At 65.9% G+C, this 14,055-nt stretch carries 14 protein-coding genes; 11 read left to right on the forward strand and 3 right to left on the reverse strand.

Translation table 11 applies throughout. The features are described from left to right. Position 1 precedes the first annotated feature (1 nt). From prpB to N7L95_RS22545, 3 genes are all read right to left on the reverse strand, one after another. On the reverse strand, positions 2–886 hold the full coding sequence (gene prpB / locus N7L95_RS22535; protein ID WP_301257488.1) for a methylisocitrate lyase: 885 nt from the start codon (positions 884–886) through the stop codon (positions 2–4). After that, entirely contained in the window at positions 883–1,929 is a 1,047-nt protein-coding gene (locus N7L95_RS22540) for an HpcH/HpaI aldolase/citrate lyase family protein (protein ID WP_363324854.1), read from the reverse strand. Before N7L95_RS22540 ends, prpB begins: the two co-directional genes overlap by 4 nt. Positions 1,930–2,025: 96 nt before the next feature. Next, entirely contained in the window at positions 2,026–3,012 is a 987-nt protein-coding gene (locus tag N7L95_RS22545) for a malate dehydrogenase (protein WP_301257489.1), read from the reverse strand. Between the two features lie 193 nt (positions 3,013–3,205). On the opposite strand from N7L95_RS22545, the gene N7L95_RS22550 reads away from it, so the two are divergent. From N7L95_RS22550 to asd, 11 genes are all read left to right on the forward strand, one after another. Beyond that, positions 3,206–3,982 (forward strand): GntR family transcriptional regulator, encoded by a 777-nt coding sequence (locus N7L95_RS22550; protein ID WP_301257490.1) that lies wholly within the window; start codon positions 3,206–3,208, stop codon positions 3,980–3,982. A gap of 95 nt (positions 3,983–4,077) precedes the next feature. Further along, positions 4,078–4,497, forward strand: a complete 420-nt coding sequence (gene sdhC / locus N7L95_RS22555) for a succinate dehydrogenase, cytochrome b556 subunit (protein WP_301257491.1) — start codon at positions 4,078–4,080, stop codon at positions 4,495–4,497. A gap of 17 nt (positions 4,498–4,514) precedes the next feature. Then, a complete protein-coding gene (gene sdhD / locus N7L95_RS22560; RefSeq protein WP_301257492.1) occupies positions 4,515–4,913 on the forward strand; it encodes a succinate dehydrogenase, hydrophobic membrane anchor protein in 399 nt (132 codons plus the stop codon). Beyond that, complete coding sequence (gene sdhA / locus N7L95_RS22565; protein ID WP_301257493.1) at positions 4,913–6,688, forward strand: succinate dehydrogenase flavoprotein subunit; 1,776 nt, start codon at positions 4,913–4,915, stop codon at positions 6,686–6,688. Before sdhD ends, sdhA begins: the two co-directional genes overlap by 1 nt. Before the next feature lie 25 nt (positions 6,689–6,713). Next, positions 6,714–7,421 carry a succinate dehydrogenase iron-sulfur subunit gene (locus N7L95_RS22570; protein ID WP_301257494.1) on the forward strand — a complete coding sequence of 236 codons (708 nt, stop codon included), beginning with the start codon at positions 6,714–6,716 and terminating at the stop codon, positions 7,419–7,421. A gap of 34 nt (positions 7,422–7,455) precedes the next feature. After that, on the forward strand, positions 7,456–7,728 hold the full coding sequence (locus N7L95_RS22575) for an FAD assembly factor SdhE (protein ID WP_435870038.1): 273 nt from the start codon (positions 7,456–7,458) through the stop codon (positions 7,726–7,728). Positions 7,729–7,755: 27 nt separating this feature from the next. Further along, on the forward strand, positions 7,756–9,069 hold the full coding sequence (locus N7L95_RS22580; RefSeq protein ID WP_301257496.1) for a citrate synthase: 1,314 nt from the start codon (positions 7,756–7,758) through the stop codon (positions 9,067–9,069). Between the two features lie 140 nt (positions 9,070–9,209). Beyond that, a complete protein-coding gene (leuC, locus tag N7L95_RS22585) occupies positions 9,210–10,619 on the forward strand; it encodes a 3-isopropylmalate dehydratase large subunit (RefSeq protein WP_301257497.1) in 1,410 nt (469 codons plus the stop codon). Positions 10,620–10,685: 66 nt separating this feature from the next. After that, complete coding sequence (leuD, locus tag N7L95_RS22590; RefSeq protein ID WP_301257498.1) at positions 10,686–11,333, forward strand: 3-isopropylmalate dehydratase small subunit; 648 nt, start codon at positions 10,686–10,688, stop codon at positions 11,331–11,333. A gap of 122 nt (positions 11,334–11,455) precedes the next feature. After that, positions 11,456–12,535 carry a 3-isopropylmalate dehydrogenase gene (gene leuB, locus N7L95_RS22595; RefSeq protein ID WP_301257499.1) on the forward strand — a complete coding sequence of 360 codons (1,080 nt, stop codon included), beginning with the start codon at positions 11,456–11,458 and terminating at the stop codon, positions 12,533–12,535. A gap of 121 nt (positions 12,536–12,656) precedes the next feature. Then, positions 12,657–13,790, forward strand: a complete 1,134-nt coding sequence (gene asd, locus N7L95_RS22600) for an aspartate-semialdehyde dehydrogenase (RefSeq protein ID WP_301257500.1) — start codon at positions 12,657–12,659, stop codon at positions 13,788–13,790. The last annotated feature ends 265 nt before the right edge of the window (positions 13,791–14,055 follow it).

Genomic DNA, 14,055 nt, shown 5'->3' on the forward strand with positions numbered 1-14,055 from the left:
GTCACTTTTTCGCGGCGAACAGCGCGTCCAGGCGCTGCTCGTACTCGTGGTAGCCGATGCGCTCGTACAGCTCTTCGCGGGTCTGCATCAGGTCCAGCACGTTCTTTTGGGTGCCGTCGCGGCGGATGGCGGCATAGACCGCCTCGGCCGCCTTGTTCATCGCCCGGAAGGCGCTGAGCGGGTAGAGCACCATGCCGACGCCGCTGCTGCGCAGCTCCTCGACCGTGAACAGCGGCGTCTTGCCGAACTCGGTGATGTTGGCCAGCACCGGCACCTTCACCGCATCGACGAAGCGGCGGTAGGTGGGCAGGTCATAGGCGGCCTCGGCGAAGATGCCGTCGGCGCCGGCTTCCACGCATTTCAGTGCGCGCTCGATGGCGGCATCCACCCCCTCGACCGCGATCGCATCCGTGCGGGCGATCAGGAAGAAGCCGGCGTCGGTCTTGGCATCCGCCGCAGCTTTCACCCGGTCGGCCATTTCCTGCGCGGTGACGATCTCCTTGCCCGGCCGGTGGCCGCAGCGCTTGGCGCCCACCTGGTCCTCGATGTGGCAGGCGGCGGCGCCGGCCTTGATGAGGCTCTTGACGGTGCGCGCGATGTTGAAGGCGCTCGGGCCGAAGCCGGTGTCGACGTCCACCATCAGCGGCAGGTCGCAGACGTCGGTGATGCGGCGCACGTCGACCAGCACGTCGTCCATCGTGTTGATGCCGAGGTCGGGCATGCCCAGCGAGCCGGCCGCCACGCCGCCGCCCGACAGGTAGATGGCACGATAGCCGGCCCGTTGCGCCAGCAGCGCATGGTTGGCGTTGATGGCGCCGATCACCTGCAGGGGTGATTCCTGGCGCAGCGCCTCGCGGAAGCGGGCGCCGGGGGTCGGGGAACTCATGCGGTTGTCTCCGTGAAGAAGGCCTGGACGGCGGTGTCCGGCAGCGCCCGGCCGGTGCGGTGGGCACGATCCAGCACGTGCCAGTAGTAGCGGTAGCTGGCGCGGTCGTGCAGCGTGTCGCTGCCGCGCGTGCGGTGACGCACCGGGCCCCACCCGGCGGCTTGCGCGGCCAGCAGGATCTCGGCGGCGGTGGCCACCTCTTCTTCATCGGGCGCGAAGGCCTCGATGATGGGCTCGATCTGGTTCGGGTGGATGCTCCACATCCGGGTGTAGCCCAGCTCCCGGGCCGCCTTGCCGGCGGCGGCGCGCAGCGCCTGCAGATCGTTGAACTCGGTCACGACGCAGTGCGAGGGCGTCTTGGCGGCGGCATGGCAGGCGGCGGCGATCTCGGCCTTCGCGCGCAGCACCAGCGGATGGCTGAACTGCCCGGTCGCGCTCATGCCGGCCGAGGGGATCGCGCCGCGATGGGCCGAGACGAAGTCCATCAACCCGAAGGACAGCGACTCGATCCGCGGATGCGCGGCGATCTGCCACACGTCGCGCAGCGCGCCATGGGTTTCGACCAGCACATGCACCGGCACCCGCCGCGCCAGGCCCACCTCGGCCGCCAGGGCGTCGATACGGCGACAGGCCAGCTCCACGTCGGTCAGGCTGCGCGGCTTGGGTACCATCAGGTAGGCCAGCCGCTGGCCACAGCGTGCAAGCAGGGTGCGCACCTCGGTATCGAAGGCCGCATGGCCGACGGGATGCACCCGCGCGCCGACGCGGTCGTAGCGGTTCAGCGGCGAGTCGACCAGCTCGGCGATCAGCGCCGCATGCTCCTGCTCGCCGCCCACCGGCGCACCGTCCTCGGCGTCCAGCGTCGCGTCGAAGACGGCGGTGCCATGGCGCTCTCCCAGCTCCGCCTGCAGCGCCAGGCTCTTGCGCATGCGCGGCTCCACGCCGGCATAGTGGTCGCACACCGGCAGGGCGGGCAGTGCCTCACCGGCCTCGAACAAGGCCTGCGCCGGATGGGGCGCGGCGGGAGCAGGGCGGTTGGTCAATTGACGTATACGTAAATCGGAGGTCGAAAAAAAGGCCGACAGGCGAAGAACGCTGCCGGCCTTCCTTGACGGGGCCGTGACCGGCCCCGGGGCCGATCACAGCAGGTGCTTGACGCCGTCCTGCTCTTCCTGGAGTTCCTTGAGCGTCAGGTTGATGCGCTCTTGCGAGAAGGCGTCGATCTCCAGGCCTTCGACAATCTTGTACTCGCCGTTCTCGACGGTGACCGGGAAGCCGAACATCACGTCCTTCGGGATGCCGTATTCGCCGTTCGACGGCACGCCCATCGTCACCCACTTGCCCTGGGTGCCGAGCGCCCAGTCACGCATGTGGTCGATGGCGGCATTGGCGGCCGAGGCGGCCGACGACAGCCCACGTGCCTCGATGATGGCGGCGCCGCGCTTGCCGACGGTGGGCAGGAACACGTTCTTGTTCCATTCCTCGTCGTTGATCATCGGCTTGACCGGCTGGCCGCCGATGGTGGCGAAGCGGTAGTCGGCGTACATCGTCGGCGAGTGGTTGCCCCACACGGCCAGCTTCTCGATGCTGGCGACCGGCTTGCCGGTCTTGGCGGCGATCTGGCTCAGCGCGCGGTTGTGGTCCAGGCGCAGCATCGCGGTGAAGTTCTTGCGCGGCAGGTCCGGGGCCGACTTCATGGCGATGTAGGCATTGGTGTTGGCCGGATTGCCGACCACCAGCACGCGCACATTGCGGCTGGCCACCGCGTTCAGGGCCTTGCCCTGGGCAGTGAAGATCTGCGCGTTGGCCGACAGCAGGTCCTTGCGCTCCATGCCGGGGCCGCGCGGACGGGCGCCGACCAGCAGGGCGTAGTCGACGTCCTTGAAGGCCGTCATCGGGTCGCTGTGGGCTTCCATGCCAGCCAGCAGCGGGAAGGCGCAGTCCTCGAGTTCCATCATGACGCCCTTGAGCGCCTTCTGAGCCTTCTCGTCGGGGATCTCCAGCAATTGCAGGATCACGGGCTGGTCCTTGCCCAGCATTTCGCCAGAGGCGATGCGGAACAGCAGGGCATAGCCGATCTGGCCAGCCGCGCCGGTGACGGCCACGCGTACGGGTTGCTTGCTCATGTGAAACTCCAGGGAATCGTGTTGTGAGGATCGGGGGTCGAGATGCCGCGGCGCAGCACGGCACACGCTCCAGGTCCACAGTGTAGGGGAGTCTAGAGGGTGCTCTCCACACTGTCAATGGTCTTATGTCTTATATAAGACATGATTTATCAGTTCCTGGACTTCACCGGGGCGATGTGATGCAATCGCTGCCATGGCGACCCTGCCTCCGTCGACGCTGCCCGAGTTTCCTGCCTCTCCGAGCGAGGCGGGCGGCCCCGCTTTCAGTCCGCTCTACCAGCAGATCAAGGGGCTCATCCTGCGCAGCCTGCAGGCCGGCGAATGGAAGCCGGGCGAGGCCATTCCCAGCGAGGTCGACCTGGCGGCGCGCTTTCGCGTCAGCCAAGGCACGGTGCGCAAGGCGATCGACGAGCTGGCGGCCGAGAACCTGCTGGTGCGCCGCCAGGGCAAGGGCACCTTCGTCGCCACCCATGCCGAAGAGAAAATCCAGTACCGCTTCCTGCGCCTGATGCCCGATGACGGCGAGGCTTCGCCGGTCGAGCGCAAGTTCATCGACTGCCGTCGCCTGCGCGCGCCTGCCGAGGTGGCGCGGGCGCTGGAGCTCAAGTCGGGCGACGCGGCGCTGCAGATCCGCCGCCTGCTTTACTTCCGCGGCCAGCCGGTGGTGTTCGACGACATCTGGCTGCACGGCATGCTGTTCAAGGGGCTGACCGCCGAGCGCCTGAGCGACTACCGCGGCCCGATGTACGGCCTCTTCGAGACCGAATTCGGCGTGCGCATGATCCGCGCCGAGGAGAAGCTGCGTGCCGTCTCTGCCGACGCCACCGCGGCCGGCCTGCTGAACCTGGCCGAGGGCGCTCCGCTGCTGAGCGTCGAGCGCCTCTCGCTCACCTACGGCGACAAGCCGGTCGAATTGAGGCGCGGCCTCTACAACACGGCCGCGCACTTCTACCGCAACGAGGTCAGCTAAGGTGCGGTCATCGAACGCGTGAGTGCAACCGCATCTGCTGCGTTGCAATAAAATCCGCCGAGTTTCACCGTTGTTACATAGCTAGAAGGTTGGGTATGCCTGAAATCGCAAAACAAAGGCCGGGAACGATGCGCCTGATCGACGCACTCCAGTACCGGCTCCCGCTGGCCGGGGTCGTCTCGATCCTGCACCGCGCCAGCGGGCTGATCCTGTTCCTGCTGCTGCCTTTCATTATTTGGCTGTTCGACAAGAGCGTCACCTCTGAAATGTCGTATGCCGAATTCACGTCGACCTTCGTCGCCGGCTGGGGCTTCCTGCCTGGCTGGTTCATGAAGGTGGTGGTGCTGGGACTGATCTGGGCCTACCTGCACCACTTCGCCGCCGGCATCCGCTACCTGGTGATGGATGCCTTCCACACCGTCAGCAAGGCGCAGGGCCGCCAGTCTGCCATCGCGACGCTGGTCTTCAGCCTGCTGCTGACCGCGGCGCTGGGCTACAAGCTGTTCATGTCCTGATCCAACGAGACCCCACGATGAGCAAAAACTACGGATCCAAGCGCCTGGTGGTGGGCGCGCACTACGGGCTGGGCGACTGGCTGGCCCAGCGTGTCACCGGGCTGCTGATGGCCCTGTTCACGGTGGCCATCATCGTGCAGGTGCTGGTCCCCTGGCACAAGAAATCGCCGGACGGCACCCGCGAGATCGAGATCGTCGGCTACGACAAATGGGCCGGCATCTTCTCTCAACAGTGGATGAAGGTGCTGACCTTCGTCCTCATCATCTCGCTGGCCTACCACGCCTGGGTGGGCATGCGCGACATCTGGATGGACTACGTGAAGTCGGTGGGCATGAAGCTCGCGCTGCAGGTGGCCACCATCGTCTGGCTGGTGGGCTGTGCCGGCTGGGCGGTTCAAGTTCTGTGGAGGCTGTAATGCAAGTGGGAACTTCTGTCCCGAAACGCCGGTTCGACGTGGTCATCGTGGGGGCTGGCGGCTCCGGCATGCGGGCCTCGCTGCAACTCTCGCTGGCCGGCCTGAACGTGGCCGTGCTGACCAAGGTCTTCCCGACCCGCTCGCACACCGTGGCGGCGCAGGGCGGCATCGGTGCCTCGCTGGGCAACATGTCGGAAGACAACTGGCACTATCACTTCTTCGACACCGTCAAGGGCTCCGACTGGCTCGGCGACCAGGACGCGATCGAGTTCATGTGCCGCGAGGCGCCGAAGGTGGTCTACGAGCTGGAACACTTCGGCATGCCGTTCGACCGCAATCCGGACGGCACCATCTACCAGCGCCCCTTCGGCGGCCACACCGCCAACTACGGCGAGAAGCCGGTGCAGCGCGCCTGCGCCGCGGCCGACCGTACCGGCCACGCACTGCTGCACACGCTGTACCAGCAGAACGTGCGCGCCCGCACCAACTTCTTCGTCGAATGGATGGCGCTCGACCTGATCCGCGACGCCGACGGCGACGTGGTGGGCGTGACGGCGCTGGAGATGGAGACCGGCGAGGTCTTCATCCTCGAAGCCAAGACCGTGCTGCTGGCCACCGGCGGGGCAGGGCGCATCTTCGCCGCCTCGACCAATGCCTTCATCAACACCGGTGACGGCCTCGGCATGGCGGCGCGCGCCGGCATCCCGCTCGAAGACATGGAGTTCTGGCAGTTCCACCCGACCGGCGTGGCCGGCGCGGGCGTGCTGCTGACCGAGGGCTGTCGCGGCGAGGGCGCCATCCTGCGCAATGCCAACGGCGAGCGCTTCATGGAGCGCTATGCGCCCACCCTGAAGGACCTGGCGCCGCGCGACTTCGTCTCGCGCTCGATGGACCAGGAGATCAAGGAAGGTCGCGGCTGCGGTCCCAACAAGGACTACGTGCTGCTGGACATGACCCACCTCGGCGCCGAGACCATCATGAAGCGGCTGCCGTCGGTGTTCGAGATCGGCCACAACTTCGCCAACGTCGACATCACCAAGGAGCCGATCCCGGTGGTGCCCACCATCCACTACCAGATGGGCGGCATTCCGACCAACGTCCATGGCCAGGTGGTGGTGCCGAAGAACGGCGTGCCCAACGACATCATCAACGGCTTGTACGCGGTGGGCGAGTGTTCCTGCGTGAGCGTGCACGGCGCCAACCGGCTCGGCACCAACTCGCTGCTCGACCTGGTGGTGTTCGGCCGCGCGGCGGGCAACCACATCGTCGACTTCAACCTCAAGAACAAGAGCCACAAGCCCCTGCCCAAGGACGCGGCCGACCGCACCCTGGCTCGCCTGGCGCGGCTGGACTCCGCCACCGACGGTGAGTACGCGCAGGACGTGGCCAACGACATCCGCCGCAGCATGCAGGCCCACGCCGGCGTGTTCCGCACGCAGGCGAGCATGGACGAAGGCGTGCAGAAGATCCTCGAGATCGACAAGCGCGTCGGCAGCATCGGCCTGAAGGACAAGTCCAAGGTCTTCAACACCGCGCGTGTCGAGGCGCTGGAAGTCGAGAACCTCATCGAGGCCGCCAAGGCGACGATGATCTCGGCCGCCGCCCGCAAGGAAAGCCGCGGCGCCCATGCCCACAACGACTTCCCGAACCGCGACGACGAGAACTGGATCAAGCACACGCTGTTCTACAGCGAAGGCAACCGTCTCGACTACAAGCCGGTCAACATGAAACCGCTGACCGCGGAATCGATCCCGCCCAAGGTCCGCACCTTCTGAGGGCCGCAGCCCGCAGGAACCCACGATGAGCCAGAAACGCACTTTCTCGATCTATCGCTACGATCCGGACAAGGACGCCAAGCCCTACATGCAGACGCTCGAGATCGAACTCGACGGCAATGAACGCATGTTGCTCGACGCCCTGGTCAAGCTGAAGGCGGTGGATCCCACCCTGTCGTTCCGTCGCTCCTGCCGCGAAGGCGTGTGCGGCTCGGACGCGATGAACATCAACGGCAAGAACGGCCTGGCGTGCCTGACCAACATGCGCACGCTGAAGGACCCGATCGTGCTGAAGCCGCTGCCGGGCCTGCCCGTGATCCGCGACCTGATCGTGGACATGACGCAGTTCTTCACGCAGTACCACTCCATCAAGCCCTATCTCGTGAACGACACGCCGCCGCCCGAGAAGGAGCGCCTGCAGTCGCCCGAGGAGCGCGAGGAGCTGGACGGCCTGTACGAGTGCATCCTGTGCGCGAGCTGCTCCACCAGCTGCCCCAGCTTCTGGTGGAACCCGGACAAGTTCGTCGGTCCGGCCGGCCTGCTGCAGGCCTACCGCTTCATCGCCGACAGCCGCGATCAGGCGACCAACGACCGCCTGGACAACCTCGAAGATCCCTACCGTCTGTTCCGCTGCCACACGATCATGAACTGCGTGGACGTGTGTCCCAAGGGCCTGAACCCCACGAAGGCGATAGGCAAGATCAAGGAACTGATGGTGCGTCGGGCGGTGTAAACCCCGCCCGCCTGCCCGGTACGAAGCAAGGCCTATGATGGACGCCGAACTGCTCGATGAAAGAGCCCTGAGCAAGCTGCGCTGGCGCTGCCGACGCGGGTTGCTTGAAAACGATTTGTTCGTCGAGCGGTTTTTCGCCCGCCACGAGAGCACCCTCACCGTGCGTCAGGCCGAGGGCCTGATGGCTCTCATGGATCTGTCCGACAACGACTTGCTGGATTTGCTGCTGGCGCGCAGGGAGCCGGAAGGGGAACTCGATCGGCCGGAGGTCCGTGACGTTCTCCTCCAGATGCGCCAGCCGGCGTAAACGATTCTCGAAAACCAAGGAAATGCCATGACACCGTCAGACGTGAAAGCGACCCTCGCGTTCTCCGATGGCAGCCCCAGCATGGAGCTGCCGATCTACAAGGGAACCATCGGCCCGGATGTGATCGACATCCGAAAGCTGTATGCACAGACCGGCAAATTCACGTACGACCCGGGCTTCCTGTCCACTGCGTCGTGCAACTCCGCCATCACCTACATCGATGGCGACAAGGGCGAGTTGCTGTACCGCGGCTATCCCATCGAGCAACTGGCGACCAACTGCGACTTCCTCGAGACCTGCTACCTGCTGCTGTACGGAGACCTGCCCAACGAGGCGCAGAAGCAGGACTTCACCAGCCGCGTGACCAACCACACGATGGTCAACGAGCAGATGCAGTTCTTCCTGCGCGGCTTCCGCCGCGACGCACACCCGATGGCGGTGCTGACCGGGCTGGTGGGCGGCCTGTCGGCCTTCTATCACGACAGCACCGACATCAATAATCCGCAGCACCGCGAGATCTCGGCCATCCGCCTGATCGCCAAGCTGCCGACGCTGGTGTCCATGGCGTACAAGTACTCCATCGGCCAGCCCTACATCTACCCGAAGAATTCGCTGTCCTACGCCGCGAACTTCACCCGCATGATGTTCGCGACGCCGTGCGAAGAGTACGAGCCGAACGACGTGGTGGTGCGCGCGCTGGACCGCATCTTCATCCTGCACGCCGACCACGAGCAGAACGCTTCCACCTCCACGGTCCGCCTGTGCGGCTCCTCGGGCACCAATCCGTTTGCCGCCATCGCCGCTGGCGTGGCCTGCCTGTGGGGCCCGGCGCACGGTGGCGCCAACGAGGCCTGCCTGAACATGCTGGAAGACATCCAGCAGATGGGCGGCGTCGCCAAGATCGGCGAGTTCATCGGCAAGGTCAAGGACAAGAACTCCGGCGTGCGCCTGATGGGCTTCGGCCACCGGGTCTACAAGAACTACGACCCGCGCGCCAAGCTGATGCGCGAGACCTGCCACGAAGTGCTGAACGAGCTGGGCCTGGGCAACGACCCGCTGTTCAAGCTCGCGATGGAGTTGGAGAAGATCGCGCTGGAAGACGAGTACTTCGTCTCCCGCAAGCTCTACCCGAACGTCGACTTCTACTCCGGCATCGTGCAGCGCGCCATCGGCATCCCGGTGTCGCTGTTCACCGCCATCTTCGCGCTGGCCCGCACGGTGGGCTGGATCGCCCAGCTCAACGAGATGATCGGCGACCCCGAGTACAAGATCGGCCGCCCGCGCCAGCTGTTCGTCGGCGCCACCAAGCGCGACGTCAAGCCCATCGCCCAGCGCGGCTGAGGGGACCCCGGGTCGCCCCACGGTCGACCACACGCCAAAAACCCCGGCCCCCGTGCCGGGGTTTTTGCTTGTTCGCACCTAAAATTGGGGGGCGCGCACGCCGCGCACCCCTCCCACGAGCCTGAGAACGCGAGTCAACCATGGGCCGGACGCTTTACGACAAGATCTGGGACGAGCATGTCGTCCACACCGAAGAGGACGGCACCGCCGTGCTCTACATCGACCGCCACCTGCTGCACGAGGTCACCAGCCCGCAGGCCTTCGAAGGGATCGAGGTGGCCGGCCGCAAGGTCTGGCGCCTGTCGGCCAACCTGGCAGTGAGCGACCACAACGTGCCCACCACCGACCGCTCGCAAGGCATTGCCGACCCTGTCTCGCGCCTGCAGGTCGAGACGCTGGACGCCAACTGCGACCGTTTCGGCATCACTCAGTTCAAGATGCGCGACCGCCGCCAGGGCATCGTGCACGTCATCGGCCCCGAGCAGGGCGCGACCCTGCCGGGCATGACCGTGGTCTGCGGCGATTCGCACACATCGACGCATGGCGCCTTTGGTGCGCTGGCCCATGGCATCGGCACCAGCGAGGTGGAGCACGTGCTCGCCACCCAGACGCTGCTGGCCAAGAAGGCCAAGAACATGCATGTGCGGGTCGAAGGCCAGCTGCCGCAGGGCTGCGGCGCCAAGGACATCGTGCTGGCCATCATCGGCCGCATCGGCACGGCCGGCGGCACCGGTTACACCATCGAGTTCGGTGGCAGCGCGATCCGCGCGCTCAGCATGGAAGGCCGCATGACAGTGTGCAACATGGCCATCGAGGCTGGCGCCCGGGCCGGCCTGGTAGCGGTGGACGACACCACGCTGCAGTACGTCAAGGGCCGCCCCTATTCGCCGTCCGGCGTCGAGTGGGAGCAGGCGGTCGCCTACTGGCGCACCCTGCATTCCGACGCCGACGCCCACTGGGACGCGGTGGTCGAGATCGACGCCTCCCAGATCCGCCCGCAGGTGACCTGGGGCACCTCGCCCGAGATGGTCGTCTCGATCGAGGACCGGGTGCCGGACCCCGAGAAGGAAAAGGACGCGGTCAAGCGCAGTGCGATGGAGCGCGCGCTGCAGTACATGGCGCTGGAGCCGAACAAGGCCGTCAACGACATCCGCATCGACAAGGTGTTCATCGGTTCGTGCACCAATTCACGCATCGAGGATATCCGCGAGGCCGCCGCCGTGGTGCGGCGCATCGGCGGGCGTGTGGCGTCCAACGTCAAGCTGGCGCTGGTGGTGCCGGGGTCCGGGCTGGTGAAGGAGCAGGCCGAGCGCGAGGGGTTGGACCAGGTCTTCAAGGCCGCCGGCTTCGAGTGGCGCGAGCCGGGCTGCTCGATGTGCCTGGCCATGAACGCTGATCGGCTGGAGCCGGGCGAGCGCTGTGCCTCCACCTCCAACCGCAATTTCGAAGGCCGGCAAGGCGCCGGTGGCCGCACCCACCTGGTGAGCCCCGCCATGGCCGCTGCCGCCGCGATGGAAGGCCATTTCGTCGACGTGCGCCGCCTCGGCTGAGCGGCGCAGGCACGGCGTGAGAAATGCATCGGGCCGCCGGGCGGCCCGGACCGAGGGATAAAGAGCATGCAAGCATTCCGAGTGCACAAGGGCCTGGTCGCGCCGATGGACCGGGAGAACGTCGACACCGACGCCATCATTCCGAAGCAGTTCCTGAAATCGATCAAGCGGACCGGTTTCGGCCCCAACCTGTTCGACGAGTGGCGCTACCTGGACGTTGGCGAGCCCGGGCAGGACCCGGCCAGCCGGCGGCCGAATCCCGACTTCGTGCTGAACCAGCCACGCTACCAGGGCGCCTCGGTGCTGCTGGCGCGCAAGAACTTCGGCTGCGGCTCCAGCCGCGAGCACGCGCCCTGGGCCATCGAGCAGTACGGTTTCCGGGCGCTGATCGCGCCCAGTTATGCCGACATCTTCTTCAACAACTGCTTCAAGAACGGCCTGCTGCCCATCGTGCTGCCCGAGCACGAGGTGGCCCGCCTGTTCGACGAGGTGCATGCCTTCTCCGGCTACCAGCTGACGGTGGACCTGGAGCGCCAGGTGGTGGTGAAGCCCGACGGCACCGAGCTGGCCTTTGAGGTACAGCCCTTCCGCAAGTACTGCCTGCTCAACGGCCTCGACGACATCGGCCTGACCTTGCGCCATGCCGACAAGATCCGCGCCTACGAGGCGGAGCGCCTGGCCACCAAGCCGTGGCTGAACCACCGCATCGTCTGAGCGGGTTCGCTGCTGCTGCGTGATGCAGGCGGGCGCCGCGGGGTCGCCGCGGCCCGGGCCTGCCTGCGTTGTTTCCCTGCGGGCGCTGCCGAGGCGCGCTCGCGCCTGCTGAAAGGACAGAGATGAAGATTGCCGTGTTGCCGGGCGATGGCATCGGGACCGAGATCGTTGCCGAGGCGGTCAAGGTGCTGCGTGTGCTGGACCTGCCGTTCGAGATGGAAGAGGCCAAGGTGGGCGGTGCCGCCTACGAGGCGCACGGCCATCCGCTGCCGGAAGCCACCCTCAAGCTGGCCAAGGAGGCCGACGCCGTGCTCTTCGGCGCGGTCGGCGACTGGAAATACGACACGCTGGAGCGCTCGCTGCGCCCCGAGCAGGCCATCCTGGGCCTGCGCAAGCACCTGCAGCTGTTCGCCAACTTCCGCCCGGCCATTTGCTACGAGGAGCTGACGCACGCCTCCAGCCTCAAGCCCGAGCTGGTGGCCGGCCTCGACATCCTGATCATCCGCGAACTCACCGGCGACATCTATTTCGGCCAGCCGCGCGGCCGCCGCGAGGCGCCGGATGGCGCCTTCGCCGGCCAGCCGGAAGCCTTCGACACCATGCGCTACAGCCGGCCCGAGATCGAGCGCATCGCCCATGTCGCCTTCCAGGCCGCCCGCAAGCGCAGCAAGAAGGTCACCAGCGTCGACAAGGCCAACGTGCTCGAAACCTTCCAGTTCTGGAAGGAGGTGGTCACCGAGGTGCATGCCCAGTACCCGGACGTGGCGCTGGAGCACATGTACGTCGACAACGCCGCGATGCAGCTGGTGAAGGCCCCGAAAAAGTTCGATGTGCTGTTCACCGGCAACATGTTTGGCGACATCCTCAGTGATGAAGCAGCGATGCTCACCGGCTCGATCGGCATGCTGCCGTCGGCCTCGCTGAATGCGCGCGGGCAGGGCCTGTACGAGCCGAGCCATGGTTCGGCCCCCGACATTGCCGGGCAGGGCATTGCCAACCCGCTCGCCACCATCCTGAGCGCCGCCATGATGTTGCGCTTCAGCCTGAATCAGCCGGAAGCCGCTGAGCGAATCGACAGGGCCGTGAAAAGCGTACTGGCGCAAGGCTTGCGAACCGCCGATATTTATAGCAATGGCACGACCAAGGTCGGAACGAAGGAGATGGGCGACGCTGTGGTCGCCCACTTGAAAGCGCAGGCTTGACCCCACCAAGCGCCCGGGCAGTCCCCGGGCTGCAACGCATGGCATCTGCCGCAGGTCCCTCCGGGGTGACGATTTCCTGCGGCGGCACGGTGAGACACCGAACAAATACAGGATCAATAAGATGACGACGACTTTGGTTGGACTGGTGGGTTGGCGCGGTATGGTCGGCTCCGTCCTGATGGACCGCATGCAGCAGGAGGACGACTTCGCGCTGATCGAGCCGGTTTTCTTCAGCACCAGCAACGCCGGCGGCGCCGCCCCGGCGATGGCCAAGAACGAAACCACGCTCAAGGACGCCTTCGACATCGAGGCCCTCAAGCGCTGCGACATCATCATCACCGCGCAGGGCGGCGACTACACCACCGAGGTCTTCCCCAAGCTGCGCGCTGCCGGCTGGAAGGGCCACTGGATCGACGCCGCCTCCACCCTGCGCATGAAGGACGACGCGGTCATCGTGCTCGACCCGGTGAACCTGCCGGTCATCAAGAACGCGCTGGCCCAGGGCGGCCGCAACTGGATCGGTGGCAACTGCACGGTCAGCTGCATGCTGATGGGCGTGGGTGCGCTGTACAAGGCCGGCCTGGTCGAGTGGATGAGCACCATGACCTACCAGGCTGCCTCGGGCGGCGGTGCGCAGCACATGCGCGAGCTGCTGACGCAGTTCGGCACCCTGAACGCGGAAGTTCGCTCGCTGCTGGACGACCCAAAGAGCGCCATCCTTGAGATCGACCGCAAGATCATCGGCAAGCAGCGCTCGCTCAGCGCGGAGGAAACCGCGAATTTCGGCGTACCGCTGGGCGGCAGCCTGATCCCCTGGATCGACAAGGACCTGGGTGACGGCAGCAGCCGCGAAGAGTGGAAGGGCGGTGCCGAGACCAACAAGATCCTGGGCATCGGCGACGGCTTCGACACGGCGGGCATCCCGGTGGACGGCTTCTGCGTGCGCATCGGTGCCATGCGCTGCCACAGTCAAGCGCTCACTTTCAAGCTCAAGAAAGATGTGCCGCTGGCCGATATCGAATCCATGATCGCCAACGACAACGCCTGGGTCAAAGTGGTGCCGAACACGCGTGAGGCCACCATCCGCGACCTGACACCGGTGGCGGTCACCGGCACGCTGACCATTCCTGTCGGCCGCTTGCGCAAGATGGCCATGGGCCCCGAGTACCTCGGTGCCTTCACCATCGGCGACCAGTTGCTGTGGGGGGCGGCCGAGCCGCTGCGCCGCATGCTGCGCATCCTGCTCGACGCCTGAGCAGGGCAGGCATGAGGGCGTTGTGGCCAAGAGACATGCTACTTTGCGTTACAACGCCCTTGCCGGCAAACGAATGTCAGCAATTGCATGAGCTTGTCAGCGTATCTGCTTGATGTTATTGTAATTTCTGCATTTTTGACTGGCATTCTTGCATGCCAATCTGCTCATAATGAAAGCTTCGCGCGTTCGGCCGCTTGATCCTTTGGGAGACGCCTTGAAACGAAACACACGATCCGTAGGGCGTTTCGCTCTGTCAGGGGTGGCG

The sequence above is a fragment of the Eleftheria terrae genome (assembly GCF_030419005.1).
GTDB lineage: Bacteria > Pseudomonadota > Gammaproteobacteria > Burkholderiales > Burkholderiaceae_C > Caldimonas > Caldimonas terrae.